At 39.6% G+C, this 26265-nt stretch carries 23 protein-coding genes and 1 other annotated feature; of the genes, 19 read left to right on the forward strand and 4 right to left on the reverse strand.

The features are described 5' to 3' along the window. Positions 1–23: 23 nt before the first annotated feature. Positions 24–356 carry an AzlD domain-containing protein gene (locus ACLJJ6_RS00195; RefSeq protein WP_412989469.1) on the forward strand — a complete coding sequence of 111 codons (333 nt, stop codon included), beginning with the start codon at positions 24–26 and terminating at the stop codon, positions 354–356. A gap of 230 nt (positions 357–586) precedes the next feature. On the opposite strand, the gene ACLJJ6_RS00200 is transcribed toward ACLJJ6_RS00195, so the two are convergent. After that, positions 587–1765 carry a class I SAM-dependent methyltransferase gene (locus ACLJJ6_RS00200; protein ID WP_412989470.1) on the reverse strand — a complete coding sequence of 393 codons (1179 nt, stop codon included), beginning with the start codon at positions 1763–1765 and terminating at the stop codon, positions 587–589. Positions 1766–1944: 179 nt separating this feature from the next. On the opposite strand from ACLJJ6_RS00200, the gene ACLJJ6_RS00205 reads away from it, so the two are divergent. The 11 genes from ACLJJ6_RS00205 (at position 1945) to ACLJJ6_RS00255 (ending at position 13957) form a co-directional block, all read left to right on the forward strand. Beyond that, a complete protein-coding gene (locus ACLJJ6_RS00205) occupies positions 1945–2865 on the forward strand; it encodes a hypothetical protein (protein WP_412989471.1) in 921 nt (306 codons plus the stop codon). Positions 2866–2969: 104 nt separating this feature from the next. Then, entirely contained in the window at positions 2970–3659 is a 690-nt protein-coding gene (locus ACLJJ6_RS00210; RefSeq protein ID WP_412989472.1) for a 2,3-diphosphoglycerate-dependent phosphoglycerate mutase, read from the forward strand. 108 nt (positions 3660–3767) lie between these two features. After that, complete coding sequence (locus ACLJJ6_RS00215) at positions 3768–4592, forward strand: glycosyltransferase family 8 protein (RefSeq protein ID WP_412989473.1); 825 nt, start codon at positions 3768–3770, stop codon at positions 4590–4592. 121 nt (positions 4593–4713) lie between these two features. Beyond that, positions 4714–5835, forward strand: a complete 1122-nt coding sequence (locus ACLJJ6_RS00220; RefSeq protein ID WP_412989474.1) for a hypothetical protein — start codon at positions 4714–4716, stop codon at positions 5833–5835. Between the two features lie 21 nt (positions 5836–5856). Next, the gene (locus ACLJJ6_RS00225) at positions 5857–6465 is read left to right on the forward strand and encodes a hypothetical protein (protein ID WP_412989475.1); all 609 of its coding nucleotides are present in this window, start codon (positions 5857–5859) and stop codon (positions 6463–6465) included. Beyond that, positions 6444–7337, forward strand: coding sequence for a hypothetical protein (locus ACLJJ6_RS00230; RefSeq protein WP_412989476.1), 894 nt, complete (start codon positions 6444–6446; stop codon positions 7335–7337). Before ACLJJ6_RS00225 ends, ACLJJ6_RS00230 begins: the two co-directional genes overlap by 22 nt. Before the next feature lie 102 nt (positions 7338–7439). Continuing rightward, positions 7440–8882 (forward strand): hypothetical protein, encoded by a 1443-nt coding sequence (locus ACLJJ6_RS00235; protein WP_412989477.1) that lies wholly within the window; start codon positions 7440–7442, stop codon positions 8880–8882. A 13-nt stretch (positions 8883–8895) separates the two neighbouring features. After that, positions 8896–10101, forward strand: coding sequence for a glycosyltransferase family 2 protein (locus ACLJJ6_RS00240; RefSeq protein ID WP_412990477.1), 1206 nt, complete (start codon positions 8896–8898; stop codon positions 10099–10101). Further along, positions 10073–12226 (forward strand): cellulose biosynthesis cyclic di-GMP-binding regulatory protein BcsB, encoded by a 2154-nt coding sequence (locus tag ACLJJ6_RS00245; protein WP_412989478.1) that lies wholly within the window; start codon positions 10073–10075, stop codon positions 12224–12226. The genes ACLJJ6_RS00240 and ACLJJ6_RS00245 overlap by 29 nt, the downstream gene beginning before the upstream one ends. Continuing rightward, positions 12210–13067, forward strand: a complete 858-nt coding sequence (locus ACLJJ6_RS00250; protein WP_412989479.1) for a GGDEF domain-containing protein — start codon at positions 12210–12212, stop codon at positions 13065–13067. The genes ACLJJ6_RS00245 and ACLJJ6_RS00250 overlap by 17 nt, the downstream gene beginning before the upstream one ends. A gap of 59 nt (positions 13068–13126) precedes the next feature. Then, the gene (locus ACLJJ6_RS00255) at positions 13127–13957 is read left to right on the forward strand and encodes an aminoglycoside 6-adenylyltransferase (protein ID WP_412989480.1); all 831 of its coding nucleotides are present in this window, start codon (positions 13127–13129) and stop codon (positions 13955–13957) included. Positions 13958–14041: 84 nt separating this feature from the next. Here the strand turns inward: ACLJJ6_RS00255 and ACLJJ6_RS00260 are convergent, their stop codons facing one another. Both ACLJJ6_RS00260 and ACLJJ6_RS00265 read right to left on the reverse strand, forming a co-directional pair. Beyond that, entirely contained in the window at positions 14042–14452 is a 411-nt protein-coding gene (locus ACLJJ6_RS00260; protein ID WP_412989481.1) for a peptide deformylase, read from the reverse strand. Between the two features lie 47 nt (positions 14453–14499). Next, positions 14500–14949, reverse strand: coding sequence for an NUDIX domain-containing protein (locus ACLJJ6_RS00265; protein ID WP_412989482.1), 450 nt, complete (start codon positions 14947–14949; stop codon positions 14500–14502). A gap of 88 nt (positions 14950–15037) precedes the next feature. After that, positions 15038–15285 (forward strand) — a binding site (T-box leader). A 50-nt stretch (positions 15286–15335) separates the two neighbouring features. Here ACLJJ6_RS00265 and ACLJJ6_RS00270 point away from each other — a divergent pair. From ACLJJ6_RS00270 to ACLJJ6_RS00290, 5 genes are all read left to right on the forward strand, one after another. Beyond that, complete coding sequence (locus ACLJJ6_RS00270) at positions 15336–16451, forward strand: 5-methyltetrahydropteroyltriglutamate--homocysteine S-methyltransferase (RefSeq protein WP_412989483.1); 1116 nt, start codon at positions 15336–15338, stop codon at positions 16449–16451. Between the two features lie 323 nt (positions 16452–16774). Continuing rightward, positions 16775–17227 carry a MarR family winged helix-turn-helix transcriptional regulator gene (locus tag ACLJJ6_RS00275; protein WP_412989484.1) on the forward strand — a complete coding sequence of 151 codons (453 nt, stop codon included), beginning with the start codon at positions 16775–16777 and terminating at the stop codon, positions 17225–17227. Position 17228: 1 nt separating this feature from the next. Next, positions 17229–17741, forward strand: a complete 513-nt coding sequence (locus ACLJJ6_RS00280) for a GNAT family N-acetyltransferase (protein ID WP_412989485.1) — start codon at positions 17229–17231, stop codon at positions 17739–17741. Between the two features lie 511 nt (positions 17742–18252). Continuing rightward, complete coding sequence (locus ACLJJ6_RS00285; RefSeq protein WP_412989486.1) at positions 18253–19617, forward strand: sugar porter family MFS transporter; 1365 nt, start codon at positions 18253–18255, stop codon at positions 19615–19617. 20 nt (positions 19618–19637) lie between these two features. Further along, positions 19638–20792 carry a glycosyltransferase gene (locus tag ACLJJ6_RS00290; RefSeq protein ID WP_412989487.1) on the forward strand — a complete coding sequence of 385 codons (1155 nt, stop codon included), beginning with the start codon at positions 19638–19640 and terminating at the stop codon, positions 20790–20792. A gap of 265 nt (positions 20793–21057) precedes the next feature. Here ACLJJ6_RS00290 and nagE read toward each other — a convergent pair whose 3' ends face one another. After that, positions 21058–23052: an N-acetylglucosamine-specific PTS transporter subunit IIBC gene (gene nagE, locus ACLJJ6_RS00295; protein ID WP_412989488.1), complete on the reverse strand. Its 1995-nt coding sequence runs from the start codon at positions 23050–23052 to the stop codon at positions 21058–21060. A 397-nt stretch (positions 23053–23449) separates the two neighbouring features. Between nagE and licT the strand changes: the two genes are divergently transcribed. Next, entirely contained in the window at positions 23450–24289 is an 840-nt protein-coding gene (licT, locus tag ACLJJ6_RS00300) for a BglG family transcription antiterminator LicT (RefSeq protein WP_412989489.1), read from the forward strand. Positions 24290–24367: 78 nt separating this feature from the next. After that, positions 24368–26254, forward strand: coding sequence for a beta-glucoside-specific PTS transporter subunit IIABC (locus ACLJJ6_RS00305; RefSeq protein WP_412989490.1), 1887 nt, complete (start codon positions 24368–24370; stop codon positions 26252–26254). Positions 26255–26265: the final 11 nt, after the last annotated feature.

Below are 26265 nucleotides of genomic sequence, written 5' to 3' on the forward strand. Positions count from 1 at the left end.
GACAAATTTCGGGAGATTGTGCTATGCATTATGATGTAATGGACCACTTACTAATTGTTATATTGGGCTTCTTTGTGGCCTTTGGTCCGCGATATATACCGATTTTATTCTTTACAAATCGAAAAATTCCAGAATGGTTTAATGAATGGATGAAATACGTTCCGGTTTCTTTGTTTACGGCAATCGTTGTCAAAGATATCTTTATTTCGGGGACTTACCAGTTCATTTCTTCTGGTAATTTTGATTTGATTTTGGCTTCGATTATCGTCATTATCATTTCTTATTGGACACGGTCGATGGCAATTTCGGTAGTGTTTGGGCTGGTAGCAGTTATGTTGCTATCCATGGTTATTTAAAAATAAAGTTCGAGCTGCAGAAAGATTTTTTCTGTGGCTTTTATTTTTTTGCCCACAACAAATCTAAAGTTTGGCGATTTTTAAATTAGAGTTTTGCTAAAAAAGTATGTAAAAAAGAACTTCGAGATTGTTTTGTAAAACATAATCTTGAAGTTCTTTTTGAATGAGCCGGAAAAATTTGATTATAAACAAAAATTCTGGTTATTGCTGCGTATCTTATCTTAACGCCTTTATTTGTACATGTATGCTCTGGTCATTGGGAGAACGTTACTACTTGCACCGGCACCTTTTGTCAAAAGATACTGGATAACATCGATATTCCCTGATTCGAAGGAAGCAGAGCAGGCTTGTAGATAAAGATCCCACATTCTTACAAAGCGTTCGTCAAACATTTCTTTGATTTCGTCACGATGCGCATTGAAGTTCTTGTCCCAAATTTCTGTTGTTTTTTGATAATGACGCCGTAAAGGCTCCAAATCATCAATTTGCAGATCATTTTCGATAATGTGATGGATATTTTCTTCCAAGCCGGGTACATAGCCGCCTGGGAAGATCCATTTGTTTAACCAGCCGTTGTTAGCGCCACCTTGTTGACGTGTGATTCCGTGAATCAAGGCAACACCATCAGTTTTGAGATAGTCGGCCACACACTTGAAGTAAGTTTGCAGATTTTCTTTACCAACGTGTTCAAACATGCCGACACTGGTAATGTAATCGAACTGCTCGTCTTTGATTTCACGATAATCTTGTAAACGAACTTCAGCAACGTTTTCAAGGCCTTCATCTTTAATTTTTTGGTTTACAAAGTTGTATTGTTCCTGTGATAACGTAACGCCTACCACGCGAAGATCGTATTCTTTAGCCGCGGTTAACATTAACGTGCCCCAGCCACAGCCGATGTCCAACAAGCTGCGTCGTGGTTGAGGATTAAGCTTGTTTAAAATGTGGTGCACTTTATTAACCTGGGCAGTTTCCAAATCATCAGTGTCATTTTCAAAGTAAGCACAGGAATAGGTCATGGTTGGATCTAACCAGAGACGGTAAAAATCATTACCAATATCGTAATGGTCCTGAACATCTGACTTACTTTCTTTTTCATCATGCTTTTGCTTAGGTAGAAAATGAATAAACTTTTTGTTGTGGAAAAAGCTGCCTGCAGTTTCGTAAGCAGAAGTTAATAACTTTTGAATACTGCCATCAATTTCAATTTTGCCATCCATGTAGCCCTCGCCAAGGGCAATTGACGCATTGTTCAGGATCTGCTTGACTGGAATTGCTTCGTGCAAAGTAATGGTAACCTCAGGGGTGCCATCCCCATAGGTTTCTGAGCTGCCATCCCAATAGTTCACTTTCAGTGGAATATTGAAAGAATGCTTAAAAAAGGTTTTGTAAAATTTTTTCTCTAACATCAATTCGGATCCTTTCTCTTAAAATAACAAGGTTAAACATGATTATTATACGCTCCTGGAATTAATTTTTCGAATTTTAAGATTATTGCCAAACAAGTTGGCTAAATAAATTGGTAGATCATGCTATAATTATTCTATACTTGGCTGAGTAAGGGTCAGTAGATTTGGGGGTGGCACGTTTGAAAAAATGGACATGGGTAATCGTAACGTTGGTTGTGATTTTATTAGTGGGGGGCTATGCCTTTTCTCGACACCAATCAATTGAAAAACAGTATCATTTGGATATGCAAAATGGAGCGGCTGCTATCAAAGATAATAACTACACAGCAGCAGAGAATTATTTTCAGGCGGCACTGACCCGTCGCAATAATGATCAGGTGGCCACGCATCGTTTGAAACAGACTAAGATCTTTGTTAACGCAATGTCTCAGTTAGAGGACCATCGTTTTGCGACGGCCAAAAGTACTTTTGCGCAGGTGTATAAGGTTCATGACGGCTCAACGGTACTAGACGAGTGTGCACATCAAAAAATCAAGGAAATCGGTAAAGTTCAAAAGAACCTCACTAAATATAATAAAGTGTTGAAGTATGCCCGTGAACTCAATGAAGCTCAGGAGTTTAGCCTATCTAATGCGCAACTAGACACACTTTTTAATGATAAAGAATTTAAGAAGGGCTATTACACCAATCTGTGGCAGTCAGCCAAAAAGATTCAAAAGAGTAATAAAACGGGATTATCGCAGGCGGTAATGCCAGGTTCGACAAGTGCGAGTGCTAATACGAGTGCTGCTCAAAATACGCCTGCAGCCAGCAGTCAATCTTTTGCTAACCAAGCTAGCGGCATAGGTGGGCTGCCGGAACCGAATTTAAGTTCATCTGAACAGCAAGCGGCTGATAATTATTCTGGTAGTAATGAATTTACGGTAACTAAGAAAGATAAAGAATTGAATGGTAAAGTCATTACGCAAGACCAAATAAATCAAGCGCGCCAAGAGCTGGGGAGCAAATCTGGTCAGTTTAGCGATCAGGATGTGCGTAATTTGATTAAGGAAGCTGCACAAAAGGGAATTTCAGTTAGTGAAGCAGTTCAACAAAGGTAAATTGCATAAGTTTTTCAAACGTTTGAAATGAGCCTGCAAATTATTCTGTTTTAGTGTAAAATAGCTAATGTAAACTTAAAAAAAGAAAGAGGTTTTCTCACATTATGGCAAAATTAGTATTAATCCGTCATGGTCAAAGTGAATGGAACTTGTCTAACCAATTTACTGGCTGGGTCGATGTTGACTTGAGCGAAAAGGGTGTTGAACAAGCTAAGAACGCTGGTAAGTTAATCAAAGAAGCTGGTATCGAATTTGACTTTGCTTTCACATCTGTTTTAACTCGTGCAATCAAGACTTTGCACTATGCTTTGGAAGAATCTGACCAACTCTGGATTCCTGAAGTTAAATCATGGCGCTTGAACGAACGTCATTATGGTGCTTTACAAGGTAAGAACAAGGCTAAAGCCGCTGAAAAATGGGGCGATGAACAAGTTCATATCTGGCGTCGTTCATACGATGTATTGCCTCCATTGTTGGATGTAAATGCTGAAGGCTCAGCAGCAAATGATCGTCGTTATGCAAACTTAGACCCACGTATGATTCCTGGTGGCGAAAACCTTAAAGTTACTTTGGAACGTGTTATTCCTTTCTGGGAAGACGAAATCGCTCCTAAGTTATTAGACGGCAAGAATGTCATCATTGCTGCACATGGTAACTCATTACGTGCTTTAAGCAAGTACATCGAAAACATTTCTGATGAAGATATTATGAATCTTGAAATGGCAACTGGCGAACCAGTTGTTTACGACTTCAACGACAAACTTGAAGTTCAAAGCAAGAAGAAGCTTGACTAAGATTAGTAGCTTAAGCAGAAAGCAACCTGAGAAGGTTGCTTTTTTTGTGCCAAGATAGCTAACTGATCCGTTCCTATACTATAATGGCAGTGAGGAGATGTTATTCTGATGAATCTACTGTTTGCCATTGATAACCATGTGGTGGATCAACTCTTAACCACACTTTACTCGATTGTGACGAATACCACAGCACAGAGTTTTGAAGTGTATGTGATTCAAAAAAATAAGTTAAAAAAGACGGCTAAAATTACGCGATTTTGTGAAGAATTAGGGGTAAAGTATCATCCAATTATTCTGGGAGCCACGTTTTTGGAAAATGCACCAGTTACGAATCGCTATCCAGAAACGATTTATTATCGTTTGTTAGCCCAGCAGTATTTGCCGCAAAATCTGACCCGAATTTTGTATTTGGATGTTGATACCCTGATTATCAATGATCTTCAACCGCTCTATCGCATAGAGATGGGCGATTATTTGTATGCTGCCGCAAGCCACTCTGCCCTGACCAATAATGTAGTCGAGCCTATAAATAAATTACGTCTGGGCAATTACGAAGCAGAAAGTTACTATAACTCGGGAACCCTGTTGCTTAATCTGACGGCGATACGCCAGCATGTGAAAAAAGCAGACATTGTGAATTACATCAATAACAATAAATTTACGCTATTTTTGCCTGACCAAGATGTCTTAAATGCCTTATATGGGCATCAAATTAAGAAAATACCGGATGAGCTTTATAATTATGATGCGCGCCGCAGTCCGTTGTACTATGCACTGAGTAGCGGCAAATGGGATTTGGATTGGGTGATCAGACACACAGTTGTCCTTCACTTTTGCGGGCGTGATAAGCCATGGAAAAAGGATTATCACAGTCGGTATGCGGGCTTGTATAAGCATTATGCGTATCGTGCACAACAAGTGGCGAAAAACTAGTGCATGACTCAATGTGAACGAGTTAGTTCTTGATTTAATTCTATTAAATTAACACCATGAATTAACTTAATGTAATATAATAAAAACAGTAACTCAATAAAACTAAGGAAAAGGTGAAAATGTGAAAGCATATAGAATGACTATTGTTTTAAGTACATATATCCTTTTTATGCTTCTTTTTTTGAGTGGCTGTAAGCCCAAAACGTCTGAAATAGTAGTGCCTACTAAGCTGTCTCAGAACTTTGTGATTCAATCAAAGTTGAATAAAAATCCCAGGCAAACCAGTTTATTACTTAATTTTATTCAGACAAAGATGCTTACAAGCCGTGGAATATATACAAATTACAGGAATGTTAAGAGCGTTAATGGGATAACCAATGGACATCAAATGCTTTCGGAGTCTTCCGGCTTATGGTTGATATATTTGGCTTCAACACATCAGTTTAAACGATTCAGAGTTTTTTACAAGGCAACCAAAAAAACGTTTAATCAACAAATCCAGTTTAGTTATCGGTATGATCCACAAACGCATCAACTGTCTAATGTTAACGCTACGCTGGATGATTTAAGAATTATTAGGGCGTTGCAACTCTATGCGACACTCACACATAGTCATTATTATCGACACGAGGCGGCGAAGCGGTTCTCGTTATTAAAAACAGGGAGTCTAAAGAATGGAAAACTAGCGAATTTTTATGATGTAAAAACACACAAACAAAGTACAAACAGTTCCTTAGCATATTATGATTTCGTTACTTTGAAGTATTTTGAAACGGTTACGACAAAAGGAAAAAAATTCTATAAACATCAGTTACACGTTGTAAAACAGGGTTACTTAGGGGATGCATTTCCTTTATATGCGTCAAGTTTTAATCTTAAAACTTATGCCTACTCAAATAGATCACTTAACACATCTGAGGCTTTGGAAACAGTACTCCACTTAGCTGAAGTTGGAGAAGTCAAAACGGAAACGCTGAATTGGTTGAAAATTCAAATTGAGAGTGGACATTTATATAATCGATATTCTACTCTTGGAATTGTACTAGACAAAAGTCAATCTGCTGCTAATTATAGTTTAGCGGCAATGATCTTCGCAAATGCAGGCGATAACCGAGAATATCAAAGAGCTATGCGGCTGGCTTGGCAAGCACAAGTAACGCAAAAAGGGTCTCCGCTATATGGTGGTTTAGGGGATCTTAAGTCAAAAGATGCGTATTCTTACAATAACTTTACTGGCAACTGAGTATTAGGGAGAAATTTGCGGATGGTTTTTTTTAGAAGATTTATTAAAATTAAAGATTACATTTCTCCGGCAACATTAGCAGTTGTTCTGGTTGCAATTATAAGTGGATTGCTGTTATTCGTTCCGCCTATTCATGGACTGGCCGACAATGGTGATTTTTATCGTGCCTTATTGAGTAATGGGCTTTACCGATTGCCACATCCGCATAATCAGTACATAAATTATGTTATTCCTAAGTTTGGAATTATGAAATACTTTAATGAAAATAATGTTGCTGTTTTTTCTTCACAAGCAATTTTTATCAAAATTGCTGTTTTTTTTAACAAATTGTTTTACAGTCGAAACATTTTCGATATTCGTTTTTTGGGATTGACTTACTATATTTTCTATTTGGGAGCGATTTATCTATTAACGAAGTCGTTGGTTTATCCATATAGAAAAGCTCGTAGTTATTTTGTTGCTTTGATTGTAACCTTCGTATTTGCGGATTCTTCTTTTACATTGTATTTTAATTCTTTTTTTGCAGAACCCGGAATGCTGATAGCAATGTTGTATGCTTTTGGAGCTCTAATGGCAATTGGCCGACATTGTTACACAAAAAATGGCCTATGTTACTTATATATTTCATGAGTTCACTGATTTTAATCACAAGTAAGCAACAAAATGCTCCTCTAGCACTTAGCTTCTTGGTAATTTCGATGGGGTTACTTTTTATAAAAAAAGTTAGAGCGTTAAAATTAATAACTATAATTGGAATGTTATTTTTGCTAGGAGCTGGTGGACTTACATACGCATTAATAAACAAAGAATTTAGTGAAGTCAACCAGTACCAAGCCTTTACACACGGAGTATTAATGGAAAGTGGCGATCCAAGCCATAAGCTTTCTAAAGCGGGTATTCGTGAACAATATGCTCTTATGCGTGGAGAGGATTATTATCCTAAGACTTACGCAGCCGTAAAACCAAGCAAAAATTCGGTAGCTCGTGGCTTAACGAAGCGCGTAGGGATCAACTGGGTAATTCGTTATTATTTAACTAATTTAAAGCAGTTTGGAAGGTTACTGGATGTTGCAGCTAAAGATGTCATGATAACGCAGGTAAAGGCAGTAGGAGATTACACCCAGTCTTCTGGGAAAAAACCACAGGCACAGATTACTTATTTTACAGCTTTTAGTGCTTATATGGGAGCTTTTTTTCCAGGAAAGTACGCTTTTATTTGTTTATTAGCAGTTGCATTTGTAGCTGTATATGGGGTAAGTGCATATATAGATTTTCGGTCTAGGAGAATTGAAGGAATCATTCGCTTTTTTTTGATTGCCGGCCTCATGACGATTGTTGTCTTCGTGCCGATAATTTCCATAATTGGTGATGGCGATGCAGATTTGGCCAAGCATCTTTTCATGGTACCACTTAGCTTGGACTTAGTGATCGTTCAGTTTATTGCTGACATCTTACATCATCGGCTGTGGCTAACACAAAGAGAAGGAGGTGAACCTCTGTGAAAAATGCGAAAAAGATGTTTTGGTTAGTATTTATAATGATTGCTATTTGCACAAGTTTTTTTTTCAAGTCCGGTTAAGGCAAGTAGTGGAACAGTTCTTTTAGTGTATGATTCAGAAAATACGGCCAATGATGGTTATCAAAAGATTGATAGCTTGCAACGGATTTTAAGTAGTTTAAATTTAAAAGTAAAAACGGTTTCCCAAAATGACTATTATAAGGGCTTGCTTAATAAAAAATATATAGGAGTTATTTCATTAATTAATTGGCCACAAGTTGGCCTGACCAATAAATCTTTTTTGCAAGATCGTCAAAAATTTAGGGGGATTAAACTTCATATTGGAGATAATTTGACAGTTTCAGAGGCCAAGGAACTCGGTGGATCGGCAACTAAGATTTATCAGCAGCAGTTAATTTTAAATTTTCAAGGTAATAAGCAGTTATTACCCTTCAGTGAGACAGCTACAGTGCTTAGTCACTTGTCGAAGGGCACTCGAAAAATCGGGTTACTAACTTCCCAACAAAAAAATCAAAGCAAATATACATACGGCGTGATTTATAAAAAAGTTGGCTTTTTACCTTACTTCAAAAAATCGGGTGTAAGCCTTATGGCGGCTGTTAAAACGATAGCCGAGCTTTTTGGTAGTAAAGGTAATTATCGCCCGCTATTAGCGATTACCGGAGTCTCACCGTATAGTAATTTAAAAGTTTTGGACGAAATCAGTAACTATTGTTATCAGAAAAATATTCCCTTTTCGATAAGTACGGTAACAGTTTCAGAAAATACTGAAATGAAGGCGTATCGTCACTTTACTAAAGTGTTGAAAAAAGTCGAGGAGCGAAATGGAATTATTTTTTTAAATACGCCGGCAGTTGGAGGAGCTGGCACCAATAGTGCAGCCGAATTAAACGAAAGAATGACAGCTAGCTTTGTAGCATTTGCCAATCATCAAGTTTATCCTGTTGGAATAAGTTCTCAAGGATATTGGAATCAAGATGAAGTTTTACGAAAACAGGCGTTAATGCAAGCCGATCATTGGCTACTTTTGCCAAGTGAAACTCCGACTTTTGTCAAACAGGATAACAATGCAAATGTAGCTCATCAGAGTTTGTATGCTGTTTCTGCTTCTTCTTTACTAACTGCTCAACAAAAGAGCGGCTTAAAGTTTGAAATTCCCACTGCTATTACATACAAACTACCTGATTCATCAAAAAAATTATTTGATTTTAAGCGGCTAGTTCAAAGTTTACATGTAACGTGGTTCGACCCGGTTTTACAAAATTGGCAAACCAAAGTAAGTTCTAATACGACTACAATTGAATATAAAGGTGGCAATTATTTTTTAAATGGACAACGCAAGGAGCTTTCGAGTAAAGCTTCTGGATCACTACGAACAAGTCCGCAAAATAAATTTCGACCTCTTTTTACCCGGTTCTTTTCTCTTCAAGGAAATATTTTAATGCTATTCTTTGCAATTGCTTTATCCATTTTACTGGTCTTTATTGGTTTGGGAAGACGAATTTACTTACAAATGTTCAAACGTTAAGGTAGTGGCTATTATCTCAATTCTAGATTTTTTTCTGTTTGTCGCAATTATCGCAATATGGGGAACTTTAGTTGTTAATTTAATTTTAACAATTGCTGGATATACATGGTATCTTCAGCACAATACTAAACCGGATCCTAAACTACCCGATGAAATACCGTTTGTGTCAATACTAGTGCCAGCACATAACGAAGAAATTGTCATTGTCAAAACTGTGATAGCTTTACTAAGTTTTGATTATCCTCAGAATAAATATGAAGTAATCGTCATTAATGATAATTCGGATGATCATTCAGCAGAGAAATTAGCTTTGCTACAACAAGAATTTTCCTCAACCCGTTTAAAAGTTATTAATACAGATAAGGAAAATGGCGGAAAAGGTAAATCAAATGCGCTAAACATTGGTTTTAAACAAGCAAGAGGATCGGTTATTTCAATTTATGATGCCGATAATACCCCAGAAAAGGAAGCTTTAAGGATATTAGTTGCAGAGTTGTTAACGAATGATCAGTTGGCAGCTGTGATTGGAAAATTTCGAACTCGTAATAAAAATGCGTCATTACTTACCCGTTTTATAAATATAGAAACATTGTCTTTTCAGTGGATGGCTCAAGCTGGACGACAAAAACTATTTCATTTAAGTACCATTCCCGGTACAAATTATGTTATTAGAAGAAGTGCGATTGAAAAAGTTGGTGGTTGGGACACGAAAGCGCTAGCAGAAGATACGGAAATTAGCTTCAGACTTTATGAAATGGGCTATCGTATTGGGTTTCAGCCCAGAGCTGTAACTTGGGAACAAGAGCCACAAACGCTTGATGTCTGGTTTCATCAACGTACCCGATGGGTAAAGGGAAATATTTATGTGGTTGTAAAGAATGCTCATTTACTCTTCAGCAAGCGAGGAAGACCGATTCGATTTGACCTGATCTATTTCTTATCAATTTATTTTTTGTTGATGACATCACTAGTTTTGTCAGATTCAGTCTTTGTTTTATCCGTAGCAGGTGTTATCCATTCAGATTTACAAGGATTTAGTAATTCTTTATGGTTATTCGCGGTTTTGATGTTTGTGGTCAGCACGTTTGTCACAATTACCACAGAGCGTGGAGAAATGACATTTAGTAACTTGTTATTAATTATTTTTATGTACTTAGTATATAGTCAAATGTGGTTAGCAGTCGCATTATATGGAATGGTGGGATATGTTCGTGAGTAAATTTTTCATAAGCAAGCAAAATGGTATAAGACAAAACGTTATAAGTAGTTTTTCTAAAGCGCTTATTGTAGCAAGTGTGTGCTTAGCAGCATTTTTGATGGTTCCAAATAAGGCACAAGCAGATAAAAATCAGACGTATGTTCAACAATTTCAAAATAATACGACGACATTATCAGGCAGATCTGTCAAAACAAGTATGTATTTTACCAAAATGGATTATTGGAAAATAAAAAAAGTAACGTTTAATTTTAGCTATCAAATTTCGCAGTTGGCATCTCGACAGGATTCAGACATTACAGTTTCCATTAACGGTACAAAATTTAAGTCTTTCCGTCCTAAACGAAGAACTGGCTTACAGACGGAGAAAGTAGAAATTCCTTTACGACTTTTGCAAGGAGAAAATAAACTCCAAATTGAAGGACAGGTCCTAAATCAAATAGGTAATAAGAATTATGAATTAGCGCAAACGCCAGCCAATTGGCTAACAATTGAGCAAGGATCAAATATTAACTTTGAGTATAACTTAGAGAAAGCAGACCCAACACTGCACTCGTTTTATGATCATTTTTCCGGGCAAGACACAATCGCGTATCAACGTGCAAGAATTGTAACTGCAAATAATCCTTCGGACGCAGAACTCACTGCAAGTATGATAGCTATGTCAGGAGAATCTCGCGTTATTACAACAGAAAATAATCAGATTCAGGTTGTGCCAGAACGGCAAATGAATGCGAAAAAGGGCGATTATTTAATGATTGTGGCTGCTTATCAACATTTGCCAAAGAACTTAAAGCGACAGGTGAATCAAGAGGAACTGTCACATTACGCTATTATAAAAACCTACTATACAAAAGGAAAGCATTACTTGATTGTCACCTCAAAAAAAGCTCGTTTATTAAAGAAGGCAGCACGTTTCGTCGCTAATGCAGAATTAATGAATGAAGTAAATCGTTCCCAGAAATTTATTACTTCGCAGACAGCCACCTTCACATCGTCTTTACATGATAATGGTGTTTATCAATTATCTAATCAAACTGATAAAGTTGAGGGAGCTGGTCACCAGGAAAGTAGTTATTTGATCACGTTACCAAATGATCGTTCTAATGCTGATGGATCTCATGTCACACTTCATTTTAGGTATAGTCAGAATCTGAATTTTGCTCGCTCATTAGTGACAATATCAGTTAACAATACAACACTTGGCAGTAAAAAATTAACTAAGGCGAAGGCGAGTGGAGATGAATTAACTCTGACTGTACCAAAAGGAACGTCACTTGGAAGTAGTTTCGTTGTGAAGGTAGCTTTTGATTTAGAAATGAAGGGTCAGAGCATTTCGGACAATAGCCAAACGCCGTGGGCAGAAATTAATTCGCAGTCTGAAATGATTGTAAAATCGCAAATAAGCAATGATCTCCTTTTTAATAACTATCCGACTCTATTTATTAAGAATGAAACGTACAATGACATTGCAGTGGTCATTCCCGAAAACTTGACTACTGATGATTTTAGAACACTAACCAACATTTTTAACTTGATTGGTAGCTTTGCTAAAAGTAATACCGGTAGTATTCAATTTTATAACCATCCACCAAGGGAAAAAGATTTAAAAGATAGAAATGTAATTGTTGTAGGTACTCCTCAAAATAATTCTTTGATTAGAAAATTAAATGCGAATTTATATTTTCAATATGATTCTAGATTTCAAGGAATTAAGTCAAATGAGAAACTAAGTATTGAAAAAGAGTATGGTAAAACAATAGGTACAGCACAATTATTGCGCTCGCCATACAATCATAGACGAGGAATGCTAGTAGTAACTGGAAAAAGTTCAAGGGCGGTCTATTTAGCATCAACACAAATAAACTTTCAAAAAAATATTCAACAGTATACAGGAGATGCTATTGTCGTTGATCAAGACAATAACCATTATGGCTATCGCTTTAAGAAAAATAAATTTATTAACCAGAAGTTAGCTCAGAGGCGATCTTTTAGTAAACATTCACAACTAATCATTTACTTAGGATTAGCATTGCTAGTTTTAGTAATAATAGGGATAGCGATTTTCTTAACCTTAAGAAAGCAAGGACTAATCGGGAGGCATGCGACTAATGACAAAAAACCATAATGAGAAGTTAAGTTTGTACTCTGATATTGGTCTGTTACTTTTTTTAGCTTTAATTAGTATAACGATGATCCTAATAGCTTTAACGGGCCATGTTTTACTAAACGTTATCTTTTTGTTCTGTACAGTAACCGTATTAATCATTACGTACTTTCTAGGAATTATTCCCAGTTTGATCATCAATTTATTATTTATTGCTTTTCAAACTGTGATCATTATTTTTCAGTATTTAAGGGGCACAGAAACAATACCGTGGAAATTAACTTTTTGGTTATTTTTACCAATACTTCTTTCCATTGCGCTCCATTTCATGACGCTTAATCAGATTCAGCTGCAAAAGGTCAATGAAGATTTACGAGCAAATATTATTGAACAAGGCGCATTTGATGATGAAACGAGTTTACGAACAATGGTAGCCTACATGGAGGATGCAGCAGTTTTTATTGAAACTAATAAACGTTTTAATCTTCCAGTGACTACAATAATCATAAAAATAAGATATTTTAATGATTTGAAACGTATGATGAGTCCGGAACAACTACGTGATTTATTGAAGTTGGCATCACAAACAATTACGCAGACAACTCGTGACAATGACATTACTTATTTACTAAATCATGATGATCCAACTTGGGCAATCTTGTTGTTCACAAATACTGACGGTGCAAGGATTGCCGCAAATCGAGTTAAGTTAGGATTCAATAAAAATTTGCTGAAGACCTCATTAGCTCCATTAGCGATTGAAATGATAGTCGGTGTATCTGCTTGGAATAGTGAAGAAATGGAGAATCCTCATGATCTAATTGATGCTGGGATTCGTGAAACACAGTATGATGTGCAGTAATAACCATTTTGGCAGATTTAAGATTAGATGCTATGTTAAAAAAGTTAGGAATATAAACAATGAATGAAGTTTTAACCAAGTTTATCGGTCTGGCGCAAAAAAATACCAACATTTTGGCAATTGGTCTGGAAGGCTCACAAAATAATAGCCACGTTATTCCTGATGCGTGGACGGATACTGATGTGACACTATTTACCCACGACCCTGAAAAAGAAGATGGGGAGTGGTGGATTCAGCAATTCGGACAGCCTGTAATTGTGCAACGCTTGCAAAGCACAAATTTGTTTGGTCCGAGCCATCACTTGTGGCACATTTGGTTGACCCGCTATGAAGGGACCCTACGGATTGATTTGAAAATTGCTTCCGCTGCTGATGAAGCAGCTTATGTGAAAGCCGATCACTTGAATGCGATCGTTTGGCGGCGTCAGACTGGTGAGCTTGAGCCCCACGTAACAAGTCCGGAAAGCCATTTTGTGTCGCAACCATCTCCAGCGGAATTTGAAGCTCATATTACGGAATTTTATTGGTGTGCCGGTAACGTTGCTAAGGGACTGGCCCGAAAAAATTTGGTCTACGCCAATGAGCAATTGAATCAGCTCGTCCGGCCAGAGCTTTTGAAAATGTGGGCGTATTATTTTACGGTGAAAAAACAAGGTAAGTTTGATGCTGGTGTTTCCGACAAATTTGTTTGGGTAGCTTTAACCCCTGAGGAGCGTGATGAACTAGCCCAAAGCTATGACCAAACGACTTTGGCTAAAACTAGGGTAAGTTTACGCAAGCTTTTGAAGTTATATCAGCAATTACTCCACCGTTCAGCACAGGTGATGGCATACGAAATACCTGCCTTTGTTGCGCCAGCAGAAAAGCAATTGTTAGAGTGGTTGGCATAAGCATCTGACTTTAAAAAGTTAAGTGGTAATCGTTGTGATTTTTAGATGGGCAAAAATCCGCTGATAATCTTAGTTTTTCAGTGCCTAAATAAGGACTCCGTCACAATGATCAATTTCGTGTTGAATAATTTGGGCGATCCAGCCGGAAAATTGTTGCCGTTGCGGGTTGAAGTTTTGGTCCTGATAGGAAACTTCGATTTGCTGGTAACGAGTGGTGGTTCGTTCACCAGAAAGTGACAAGCAGCCTTCTTTGGTTGTGAACGGACCCGATTTTTTAACGATAGTAGGATTGACTAAAATGACCGGTAAAATGCCCATCTGACAAATAATGATCCGTTTGTGAATACCGATCATATTGGCAGCCATTCCCACGCATTCCGCCTGGTGGGCTGTTAAGGTATCACGCAGGTCAGCCAAGACAGCTTGATCGTTTTTAGTTGCAGTCATTGACTTTTGGGTAAGAAAATTGGAATCGTGCATAATGGGTTTAATCATATTTTGCTCCTTCAAATTGGTTCAGCTATATTCATTAAACCATAACTTTAAGCGTCTTGCTTTGGAAAGTATAATTCACGGGGAACGTGGTGCAGGTAAGTTTCCAAAACTGCAGAAATTACCGCATTGAGATGAAACTTACGAATTTGCGTTATTGGTAGCCATAAGGTTGTCCCCTCATTTTTAGTACCTGTTAGGGCGCGCGTTGGTGTTTCCCTTTCTACGGTAATTTGATAAATATAAATGAATTCTTTGCGACCATCACGGCGATCAAAATTGACAAAGCCGCATAATTGCGGTGTCGTAACATGCAGACCAGTTTCTTCATGGATTTCGCGAATGGCTGCAGCAGTCACAGATTCGTGAGGCTCCACGTGGCCGCCGGGAAACGTTAGCGAGGGCTCAAATTCAGAATCCGTTTTTTGCATAACAAGTAATTTTTGGTGACAGTTGATTAAGCAAAGACAGGTGAGTTCACAGGGATAAGTTCGGTCCATAAAAAAATCTCCTTTTTAAAAATAATTGGGTTTGAGCCTTGACAACTAATTTTATCACGATTAGAATTGCATTAAAATCAAATTAAATAAACGAACAATGAAAAGATGAGTAGTGACGGAAGTGATCTTTAGAGAGACTCTGGTTGGTGAAAAGAGCTGCACTTGTGACATGAAGATGGTCTTGGAGGAGAAGCATTGCTGAATCTGTGGACAAAGTGATGCTGGGTACGCCCATTAAAGCGCAAAGTATAGCAATTAAGGTTGCTGTACTCTTTAAGTCGTTTAGTGCGAACTAAACGAAAACAGAGGTGGTACCACGAGATGATCGTCCTTGGAAGTCAAATTCTAAGGGCGTTTTTTTATTGTTCAAAAAGGAGCGCATTAAGATGACAGTAAGTGTAAAGAGTCAATTTCCATATCGGTATGATGAGGTCGGCAGTTTGTTGCGGCCAGAAGCTTTAAAGGAAGCGCGAGCAAAATTTCAAGCTGGTGAGTTGGATGCAGCTGGATTAAAAGCAGTTGAAGATCGTGAAGTGAGCCGCGTGGTCAAAAAACAGGTTGAGCTCGGTCTCAAAGCGGTAACTGACGGTGAGTTTCGGCGTAGTTGGTGGCACCTTGATTTCTTTGATGGTTTAAATGGGGCACACTTTTTTACCCCAGAAAAAGGGTATAATTTCAATGGGTTAGAGACACGCAAGGGTGGCATTAAGATTACGGACAAGGTCACTTATAATCCTGATCATCCGTTTTTTGCCGGTTTCAGTTACTTGAACCAAATCGTTCCAGAAGGGGTGACGGCTAAACAAACCATTCCCAGTCCTTCTGTGATGTTTCCAAATAAGGATGCTGAGATTTATGATGAGCATTACAACAATGATTTGGACGCCTTTGTGGACGATTTAATTGTCGCCTACCAAAAAACGGTTCAACATTTTTATGATTTAGGATGCCGTTATTTACAGATCGATGATACTTCATGGGGGATGTGGGCAAGTTTTTCAAAAGGGACCTTGAACCCAGCCTTAAAACCAGTAGCAGAGGCGGCTGTGCGGGCAATTAATGCCATTGCAGATCATAAGCCGGCAGATTTGACCTTAACGATGCATGTTTGTCGCGGGAATTATGCGTCGACATGGGCGGGTGCTGGTGCTTATGATCCCGTGGCGGATTACCTGGCACAACTGCATATTGACGGCTACTTCCTCGAATATGATGATGAACGCTCAGGCGGATTCGCACCACTCCAAAAAATTGCGGATAATGGGCGTCATCAACGAATTGTCTTAGGATTAGTTACTTCTAAGAAACCGGAACTTGAATCGCCAGCCGATTTAAAGGCACGCCTCAAAGATGCCAGTCAATATGTGCCATTAGAGGATCTTTGTCTATCCGCGCAATGTGGGTTTGCTTCTACTGAAGAAGGCAATCACCTTAGCGAGGACGAGCAGTGGGCAAAATTGAATTTGGTTATCGAAACTGCTAAGGCTGTTTGGTTCGACTAAGTTTGAAATTGTTTGAAACGTGAACTAAAAGTCGTAGTCGGAATGTAAAAAAATAAAATACGCAAGTACACCTGAGCAAAGAAAGTGGGGAAAGGTGTTTAACTTCGCGCATACCAGCAGAAGCCGAATGATTCTTTGAATCGTTCGGCTTTCGTCGTTGAGGTCACCTTTTTCCCCGGATTTTGGTTTTAAAAATTTGAAGAACGAAATAGGCGGGGAGATTCTTCCAGCTTATTTTTGGGAGGTTAAAAATAAAGATCTGAAAAAGTATTGCTGTAAATGCAACAAAATGCTAGACTACTTCTATGAAACGAGGTGGCAAAATGGCAGATGCCTTACGAGAAATCGGCGCGATTGCGCGGGCGCTGGACTCAATTAGCAATATTGAATTTAAAAAATATGATTTAACTAAGGGACAGTACTTATATTTGGTGCGTATTTGTGAACGCCCGGGAATTATTCAGGAGCGCGTCGCCGAATTGTTGAAGGTCGATCGGACGACCGCGGCGCGTGCAATTCACAAATTAACGGCTCATGGTTTGATTGAAAAACGATTGGGGAAGATGAATAAAAAGAACAAGCAGCTTTATCCCACGGCAAAGGGGTTAAAACTTTTTCCGATTATCAAACGCGAAAACGTCTATTCGACTAGCGTGGCGCTGACCGGCTTCACACCGGAAGAAAAAGAAGCGGTTACCCAGTTGCTGACCCGGATGCGCGAAAATGTGGCAAGTGATTGGGAAGCTGTCAAAAAAGGCAAGCAGCGGAGGTATTGAAATGGAATTAGAAAAGATCGGGACAAAGGATTGGCAGACTTTACAAAAAATTAGTGTGGAGACCTATACGGATACGTTTGGGCCTTACAATTCACCAGAAATTATGGCGGCTTATCTGAATACGGCTTATGATGGCGAAAAGCTGCAACGTGAACTGGCCAATCCTAATTCTCAGTTTTACTTCGTGAAATTAGGGGATGAAATCGCCGGCTATTTGAAGGTCAATTTAAATGAAGCCCAAACCGAAGTAATGGGTCAGGATAGCTTAGAAGTCGAGCGAATTTATGTGCGTTCCGCATTCAAGCACCAAGGATTAGGTACCCAGTGCATTAAAAAGGCCGAATCGATAGCCAGGGCCAATCACAAAACCAAAATATGGTTGGGTGTCTGGGAACATAATGAACCAGCTAAACACTTCTATGCAAAACTAGGATTTAAGCGCATTGGTCAGCATGCCTTTTACATGGGTGATGATAAACAAACGGATTATTTGATGCAAAAAGAATTAGTCTGAAACAAACGGTGAAGTGCGTGAGAAAAAGGTGCGGCGAAATCAAGTATCCTACCGTTGTCCAGACAATTAAAATTGCTAAAGCGTTAAGGTGTTAGGTCTGGCTAGAAAATTGAAGCATTTGTCCTTTGAAGCGTTGCGTTTTCGAAGTTGAGCGAAAAAAACAGCTTTTTTGACTGAACCTGACTGTTAAAGTTCGGAGACTGGAAGAGGTTGGAGACATTTCCAACCTCTTTTTAAAAATAGTTCAAATGTATACGTGGGTATTTTTGAGAGTAAAAAAAGGCTTTGGAAACAGCGTTATAAACTGCATGGTAAAATTAATGGTGTGCTTAAATTATCTAAATTAAGCATATTTTTTAATGAAAACGCTTTATAATGGGGATTTCTTGAAGATGTAAAAACTTTGTGATACGGTGTAGTTGGATGGCATTTAATTAGTTAGCAAAGGAGGGCGACTTTCGAGGCAGAAGACTGATTTAAAAGCCATTTTTATTTATAAGGAGTGATTTGTTTGCACCAGAGAAAACGAAATTTACGTCATACGACGAGCGTGATTACCATTGGTGGTCTGTTATTTGGTTATGACACAGGCGTGATCAATGGTGCCCTGCCGTTTATGTCTAGTAAGTCCCAATTAAATTTGAGTGCCTTTGGCCAAGGATTAGTCTCAAGTGTGCTTATTTTAGGGGCAGCATTAGGTTCTATGTTTACAGGGAAGGTTTCTGAAAAGTACGGCCGCCATCGGGTGGTTCAATGGGTTGCCAGTTTGTTTATCATAGCAAATTTGTTGTGCGCGTTGGCTCCTAACGAAGTGTTTTTTATTACTTTTCGGTTTGTCCTTGGAATTGCAGTCGGAGCAGTATCCGAGGTGATTCCGGTTTATCTTTCTGAAATTTCACCGATTCGCGAACGGGGGATGGTCGTGACTAGAAACGATTTTAAGATCGTTTTGGGTCAGTTCCTCGCATACGTGGTCAATGCTGTTATCGGCGGTTTATTTAGCAACGTCGGATGGATTTGGCGTGTGATGTTATTTATGGCAACTTTACCGGCTTGGATTCTCCTGTTCGAAGACCGTACGGTTCCAGAAAGTCCGATTTGGTTATGGAAAAACGGCTATTTCCAAAAAGCTAAGAAAGTCATGTTGAACTATTTACGGCCGAAGGAAGCCAAACTAGAAGTTGAAAATTTGCAGAACGATAAAAATGGCGTCCAGACACTGAACTGGCGGGCGGTTATTTTTTCTAACTATTTTAAGCTGCTACTCATTGGTGTCGGCCTGGCCATTGCACAGCAAATAACCGGTGTAAATGCCATCATGTATTACGGTACCCTGATGTTGGAAAAGACGGGATTGACACGCAGTTCTTCGTTATACGGCAACATTATTATCGGGTTGGTTTCAGTTCTCAGCGTGGGTATGAGTGTGCGCATTGTCGGGCGTTATAAACGGCGTAATTTATTGCTTTTAGGTCTGGTGGGCAGTTCAACCATTTTGGCCATTTTAAGCGTGGTAACCCATCTGTTGACTGGACCAACACTGGCCTTTACCGTTTTGACTTTTATCACGCTATTTTTGATTTGTCAGCAAGGCCTGATTAGCCCGTTAACGTGGTTGATTTTGTCGGAGCTTTTTCCGGTCGATATGCGTGATGTGGGTATGAGCATTTCGACATTTTTCGTTTGGATAGCGGATTTTTCGGTGAGCCTTGTTTATCCAGCGCTGATGAGTGCGTTAGGGCTTTCCAATGTTTTCCGGATTTTTGCAGGATGCGGCGTTTTATGCCTTATTTTCGTTTATTTTGCGGTTCCGGAAACTAAAAATAATCTCTTTATGACTAAATCACAGACAATCAAGCGAACACGACGCTTATAAACAAACGAGGGGGAAAATCTATGAAACCAGTAAAAACAACAACTCAGGATGTTCCTCAAGGAGATATCCATAGTTATGATCACCTATTAAAATATTTTAACAACAAGCCAGCAAAACAAACTAAAAAGGATGTTTATCATTCAATTACGTTTGTGACGACCGGAATTATTGCTTATGATGGTGGTCAAACCACCATGTTACACCTGGGAACTTTATTAAGTCAGCAAGGATACGATGTTTATTACCTCAGCTATGTTCCCCAGTCTAGTCAAGAAATGGCTCAGAATGCGGAGTTTAACTATGCTGGGTATCAAGGGACTTGTCTGGCTATGAACCAGCTCGATACGCATAAGTCAGATATTTGGATTGCGACATTATGGGAATCTGCGTACGTGATTAAAGACAAGCCGGGTTATAAGATGTATTTTGTTCAGGACTATGAACCCTATTTTTATCCGTATGGCGATCGCTATCAAATGGCCAAAAAGAGTTATGAACTGGGATTACACATGGTTTCTTTAGGCCCATGGTGTGCTAAGATGATTCAACAAAATTGCGTCGTCACGAGCCCCATTGATCAGATCAATTTTCCAGTCAATTTGGCAGATTATCCTTATCAAAAACGTGATTTTAGCCAGTATCAAACGAAACGACAATTTGATGTTGCGGTTTATACTAAGTGGCGTAGTCCGCGGCGAGCACCGATTAATTTGCAATTGACCTTAATGAATTGTCAAAAAGTTTTGGCAGAGCACCAAATTAAACTCAACTTACACTATTTCGGGACAGAGAAGGACGCCCAGTTTATTAATGGCGAAAATTTAGGGAAACTGACGCAGGCTGAAATGGTTAAGTTGTATCATCAAAGTGATTTCGGGATTGCACCGTCCATGACTAATTTTTCGCTGGTCCCCTTTGAAATGATGAGTTGCGGATTACCATTTGTTGACTTCAAAGAAGGAACCGGAAGCTACTTCTTACCAGCTGGTTCCTATCTGCAGACTAGTTTCAATGAAAAGGACTTAGCACAAGCATTTTTAAACGCCCGCCAAAATAGTTTTGCCATTGAAAAACGGGTAAAAAAAGGGATGGCACATTTGCAATCCATCACTTGGAAACAAACGTTAGCCGATTTCGAAGCCATCATCGAAAAGATTTCGGTTGCAGTAGCTTAAAAAAATGCGCGTGGGAAAGAGGAGTTAGCTTCGCACATAATAACGAAAGTCGTATGATTCGTTTTTTCGAATTGTTCGATTTCCATCCTTACGCGGCGAGCTTCGCCTTTTTTCGATTTCGGCTATTAAAATTCGGAGATTTGAAAAGGCTGGGAAAAATTTCCCGGCCTAATCTTTTTTGATCTATATAAAATTGAAAAATGCGCAAAGTTCGTAACAGGCAACTCTTTGAACGTATTCGCGATACCAGCTGACGCAATCAAGGTTACTTGGTAGTGGCTTCAAGAATCTTGCTGGAAGTTGTCACTTGGTTAGATAAGATCTTGAATTTTAATAGGGAAACAGCCGACATGTTTGTGATGATAACCATCATGGCAGTTTGTTTGCCGGCGGCTTTAATAGCCTGTAAATCGACTTGCGCCACGACATCACCATGAGTAACCGGTTGGCCGTCTTTGACTTTGACGTCAAACGGCTTTCCTTTCAATTCAACCGTATCAATTCCCATATGCAAAAGAATTTCTAACCCAGAACTGGTTGTAAAGCCAATCGCGTGTTTGGTAGGGAAGACGGTCGTAACGGTCCCATCTACAGGAGCGGTAATACGACCATCGGTAGGATCAATGGCAAATCCGTCACCTAATAACTTCTGTGAGAAAGTTTGATCATCGACATCTTCAATATTTAGATAAGTTCCCTCAGCCACACTGTAAAGGGCACTAACAGCACCAGACTGAATTGTCGAATCGGCCTTGGTAGCGTCAGGTGTCGTGGATGCTGTAGCTTCAGATAATTCAGCAACAGGGACTTTTTTGTTGAACAGCTCGCTTAAAGCATCAGCGACAAATTGAACTTCTGTGCCAATCACAATGTGCAGGTTGGTTTTATCTAGTTTGTTAATACCCGCAGCGCCACTGTGACGAATGGCAGCTTCTTCAATTTTAGACGTATCCTTCAACTGAAGTCGCAAACGGGTCGTGCAGTTATCAACGGCGGTTAAATTAGCTGCACCGCCCAGTGCCACATAGATCTGTTTAGCTTGAACGGTGTACTTATCATCCTTAGCGTCTGTCTTAATGGCGACCGCAGCATCGGCGGATTCACTTGCCGTCTCGGGTTCACGTCCGGGGGTCATCAAATTAAATTTTTGAATGGCAAAATTAAAACCGAAGTAATAAATTACTGCCATGACTAAGCCTTGGACCAGTAACATGAGAGGTTCGTTAGCAATGGGATTCTTCAAACTAAGGATGTAATCAATGAGCCCCGCGCTAAACGAAAAGCCAGCGGTCCAGTGCATCAAAGCTGCAAAGACCATTGAAAGTCCCATGAAAAGGGCATGAATGACGTAAAGCGGCCAGGCGACGAACATGAAGGAAAACTCTAGGGGTTCGGTGACACCGGTAAAGAAGGATGCGAAGGCACCTGCCAGCATTAAAGAACCGACTTCTTGCTTGCGTTCAGGACGGGCATTTCGATAAATCGCATAGGCCCCGGCTGGTAAACCAAACATCATGACGGGGAAGAAACCAGCTTGGTACATACCGGTGATACCCTTAGTTCCTTGGTGTGCCAGAAATTTTCCGACATCGTTAATGCCAGCCACATTGAAAAGAAAGACCGAATTTAAGGCTTGATGCAATCCGGTTGGAATGAGCAGCCGGTTAAAGAACCCGTAAATGCCGGCGCCGAGAGGTCCTAAACCCACAACAAATTTTCCAAACGTAACTAACGCGTTGTAAAGCGGCGGCCAGACGGCTAGCAAAACGGCACTAATTAGCAGCATAACCAGCGCGGCCAAAATTGGGACTAACCGTTTGCCACTGAAAAAAGAAAGTGCCATCGGTAATCTGGTTTCGTGGAAACGATTGTACAGGGCAGCCGCAATTAGTCCAGACATGATCCCGATAAAGACATTACTAATCGCACCAAAAGCAGGATCAACATTTGCAGCTTTAATCCCTAATAAAGCGGCTACAGAGCTACTTTTTAAAACATTTGTGGGAATTTCGAGGGCTACCAAGCCGGCGAGGGCCGCGGCTCCGTCCTTATCTTTAGCCATGCCGAGGGCCGTGCCGACCGCAAAAAGCAAGGGAAGCTGATTCAGAATTGCATTACCGCCAGCCTGCAAAAAGCGGGCAATAAAGCCGTTATCGGCAGATGCCCACCAAAAACCGACACCAACAAGCAGTGCGGCCGCTGGCAAAACAGCAACTGGCAGCTGCAGCGAACGACCTAATCTTTGAAAATATGTTTTCATTATGAAAGCCTCCTGAAAGTTACAAAATTATTTCATTACCCAGTCTAGAGGATGCTGAATAATATTGCAAGTGGTCATGTTATAAAATGTTACATTTACCAACGCTTTTGACCATAATATTAAGAATTGGTTTACCCCAAAATGGCGAAATGAAAGCAAACTGACAAGGAAAATCAAGGAAGAAAATAGATACGAAAAAATATGACTAAAAAAGTTTGACAGCGGATACATTTGCTGGTAACATGAAAGCATTGTCACGATGTTATTGCGCAGTGGTAAGCATGAGTGACGCTAATGAATTCAAATAAAACTAAGGTGTTATCAAAATTTTGAGCATGACTTATTTATTATAGGGATGATCGTCGCTATGATGAATAAGTCTTTTTAGGTGGTTTAAGTGAAAATAAAACGCGTTTTAAACAACAATACGGCGATCTCTGAAAATCACGATGGAATGAATATTTTATTAATGGGACCGGGCATTGCGTTTGGCAAAAAGCAAGGCCAGGATATAGACATGGCGAAAGTTGAAAAAACTTTCATTATTAAGGATCCTGATACTATGAATAAATTCACAGATTTGGTTATTGATGTGCCGTTGCCGGAAATCTTGATTGCAGAAAAGATTATTAATTTTGCAAAGATTAAGTTGGGAAAACGGCTAAATGAAATCATTTACGTGAATTTAACGGATCACCTGCACACTACTATTCAACGCTATCGTGACCATATTATTTTAAAGAATCCCTTGAAGTGGGATGTGGCACGGTTTTATCCGGATGAATTTGTGGTAGGCCAAAAATTGATTGAGGTCGTCAAAAAAGAGTTAGGTATTACCTTGGAGGATGACGAAAGTGCTTTTGTGGCTTTACATTTTGTCAATGCCGAGGCTGATTCTGGGACGGAGCAAAATCTGGCGTACGGTGTGACTACGATGGTTAAGGAAGTTGAAGATATTGTCAAAAACTATTATCGAACGGAATTTGATGAAAGTTCGCTCAACTATTACCGGTTTATTACGCATCTGAAGTTTTTTGCCCAGCGCGTGCTGTTAAATAAACATTATGACGACGATGATGCGGACCTATTACGAACACTTGAAAAGAAGTATGAGGCACCATATACCTGTTCGCGAAAAATTCAGAGTTTTATTCGGGAAAAATATAATTACATTATCAGCAGTACGGAACTTTTATACTTGACGGTGCACATTAGCCGGCTTGTGAAAAATTTATAGGGTGTTATCTTAATTGAGCATGACCTAAATAGCTTATTTAGCTATTTGGGTCTTTTTTTATCGAGAAAGGGAAAGATTATGGACTATACAAATTCAGCAAAACAAATTTTTAAAGCTGTGGGTGGTGAAGCAAACATTAATTCGTTGATTCACTGTATGACGCGGCTGCGGTTTCGTTTAAAGGATGAAGGGATTGTGGATGATGAAGCCGTCAAAACAATCCCCGGTGTGATGGGGGTAAACCATCAGTCCGGTCAGTATCAGATTATCATTGGTAATGATGTGGCTAATTACTACGCCGAGATTTTAAAACTGGGGAAAATTGATACGGGAGATGCAGGACAAACAGAAGACGCAACTACCGGGAAAGAGAAGGTCAATCTGTTTAACCAGTTTGCAAACTTTATTTCTTCTTGTATGTCACCGTTGATCCCAGCCTTAATCGGTGGTGGGATGATCAAAGTGATTTTGATCTTGTTACCACTAATTGGCTGGTTGAACGAGAAAGGGCAGACTTACGCAATCTTAAGCATCTTTGGCGATGCCCCATTTTATTTTTTGCCGGTCATGTTAGCATACACAGCTGCTAAGTACTTTAAGGTCACGCCGATGCTGGCCATTACCATTGCGGGGATAATGATTCATCCTAATTTTATCGCCATGGTAAACGCTGGTAAGGCAGTTCATTTTATGGACTTACCCGTCACGCTGGTTAATTATTCTTCATCTGTGATTCCGATTTTGATGGTGGTCTGGGCCATGAAGTACATCGAAATGGGCGTGGATAAAGTCTGCCCGGCATCTCTGAAAAGTATTTTAAAACCATTGCTAGTGCTCTTCATTACGGGGGCTTTAGCGCTCGTTGTCATTGGACCGATTGGAACGTACGCTGGTAAATTGTTGTCAGCCATTATCTTGTTCATCCAAGGCAAAGCCGGCTGGTTAGCAATGGCCCTAATGGCTGCATTCATGCCGTTGATTGTAATGACCGGGATGCACTGGGCATTTTCACCAATTTTCTTAGCTGCTTCAGTAGCTTCACCAGATAGCTTGATTCTACCGGCCATGTTGGCTGCAAATATTGCCCAAAGTGCGGCTAGTTTTGCCGTAGCGGTCAAAACTAAGAACCAAAACACCCGCCAAATCGCAAGTGCTGCAGGGATTTCAGCATTGCTTGCTGGTGTTACCGAGCCAGCTCTTTATGGAGTGACTTTGAAGTATCGAAAACCGCTGTATGCGGCCATGATTTCCGGTGGCTTAACGGGGTTGTACATGGGAATTGTGAACCTTAAGGCGTTTGCGTTTGCGGTGCCATCCTTAATTGCTTTACCCCAATTTGTTAGCAAAACAGACAGCAGTAATCTGATTAACGCAATTATTGTATTGGTAGTTTCTTTTGTTTTGACGTTTGTACTTACTTTTATTTTTGGAATTGATGAATCTAAAACACCGGCTGTTTCTGCACCTGCAGTTGAACCGGAGGCTGTTGAAAACATTGAATCTGGGGCAAAATCGACTAAAAAGGTATACAGTCCGGTAAAAGGTGAAATGATTAACTTAGAAAGTGTCGCTGACGAGACGTTCGCCAAAAAAATGTTGGGTGATGGTGTGGCGATTATTCCTGAAGAGGGTAAAATTTATGCGCCGTTTGATGGTGAAGTCATGACCGTTTTTCCGACAAAACATGCCATTGGTTTGAAGAGTGAGGATGGCATCGAGTTATTGATCCATATTGGTTTGGATACTGTTAATTTAAAGGGTGCCCCGTTTACGGCTCACGTGACTGATCACGAGCATGTGAATAAGGGACAATTGTTGATGGACGTCGACCTGGGCGCAATTAAGAAAGCTGGTTATGATATCACGACGCCAGTAATTGTCACGAATACACCGGATTTTGTTGAAATTGTAGCTAATGAAAAAACAACAGTAAGTAATGCCGACACAGCATTGTATCTTATTTAACAGACGAGGAG

Origin of the sequence: Pediococcus siamensis (assembly GCF_047220215.1) — a bacterium.
GTDB classification, from domain to species: Bacteria; Bacillota; Bacilli; order Lactobacillales; family Lactobacillaceae; genus Pediococcus; species Pediococcus siamensis.

Excerpts from the sequence above, each read along its gene's own strand:
- ACLJJ6_RS00195 (WP_412989469.1), top strand. The coding sequence starts at position 24 with ATGCATTATGATGTAATGGACCACTTACTAATTGTTATATTGGGCTTC.
- ACLJJ6_RS00200 (WP_412989470.1), bottom strand. The coding sequence starts at position 1,765 with ATGTTAGAGAAAAAATTTTACAAAACCTTTTTTAAGCATTCTTTCAAT.
- ACLJJ6_RS00210 (WP_412989472.1), top strand. The coding sequence starts at position 2,970 with ATGGCAAAATTAGTATTAATCCGTCATGGTCAAAGTGAATGGAACTTG.
- ACLJJ6_RS00215 (WP_412989473.1), top strand. The coding sequence starts at position 3,768 with ATGAATCTACTGTTTGCCATTGATAACCATGTGGTGGATCAACTCTTA.
- ACLJJ6_RS00225 (WP_412989475.1), top strand. The coding sequence starts at position 5,857 with ATGGTTTTTTTTAGAAGATTTATTAAAATTAAAGATTACATTTCTCCG.
- ACLJJ6_RS00230 (WP_412989476.1), top strand. The coding sequence starts at position 6,444 with ATGTTACTTATATATTTCATGAGTTCACTGATTTTAATCACAAGTAAG.
- ACLJJ6_RS00245 (WP_412989478.1), top strand. The coding sequence starts at position 10,073 with ATGGAATGGTGGGATATGTTCGTGAGTAAATTTTTCATAAGCAAGCAA.
- ACLJJ6_RS00250 (WP_412989479.1), top strand. The coding sequence starts at position 12,210 with ATGACAAAAAACCATAATGAGAAGTTAAGTTTGTACTCTGATATTGGT.
- ACLJJ6_RS00255 (WP_412989480.1), top strand. The coding sequence starts at position 13,127 with ATGAATGAAGTTTTAACCAAGTTTATCGGTCTGGCGCAAAAAAATACC.
- ACLJJ6_RS00260 (WP_412989481.1), bottom strand. The coding sequence starts at position 14,452 with ATGATTAAACCCATTATGCACGATTCCAATTTTCTTACCCAAAAGTCA.
- ACLJJ6_RS00265 (WP_412989482.1), bottom strand. The coding sequence starts at position 14,949 with ATGGACCGAACTTATCCCTGTGAACTCACCTGTCTTTGCTTAATCAAC.
- ACLJJ6_RS00270 (WP_412989483.1), top strand. The coding sequence starts at position 15,336 with ATGACAGTAAGTGTAAAGAGTCAATTTCCATATCGGTATGATGAGGTC.
- ACLJJ6_RS00275 (WP_412989484.1), top strand. The coding sequence starts at position 16,775 with ATGGCAGATGCCTTACGAGAAATCGGCGCGATTGCGCGGGCGCTGGAC.
- ACLJJ6_RS00280 (WP_412989485.1), top strand. The coding sequence starts at position 17,229 with ATGGAATTAGAAAAGATCGGGACAAAGGATTGGCAGACTTTACAAAAA.
- ACLJJ6_RS00290 (WP_412989487.1), top strand. The coding sequence starts at position 19,638 with ATGAAACCAGTAAAAACAACAACTCAGGATGTTCCTCAAGGAGATATC.
- nagE (WP_412989488.1), bottom strand. The coding sequence starts at position 23,052 with ATGAAAACATATTTTCAAAGATTAGGTCGTTCGCTGCAGCTGCCAGTT.
- ACLJJ6_RS00305 (WP_412989490.1), top strand. The coding sequence starts at position 24,368 with ATGGACTATACAAATTCAGCAAAACAAATTTTTAAAGCTGTGGGTGGT.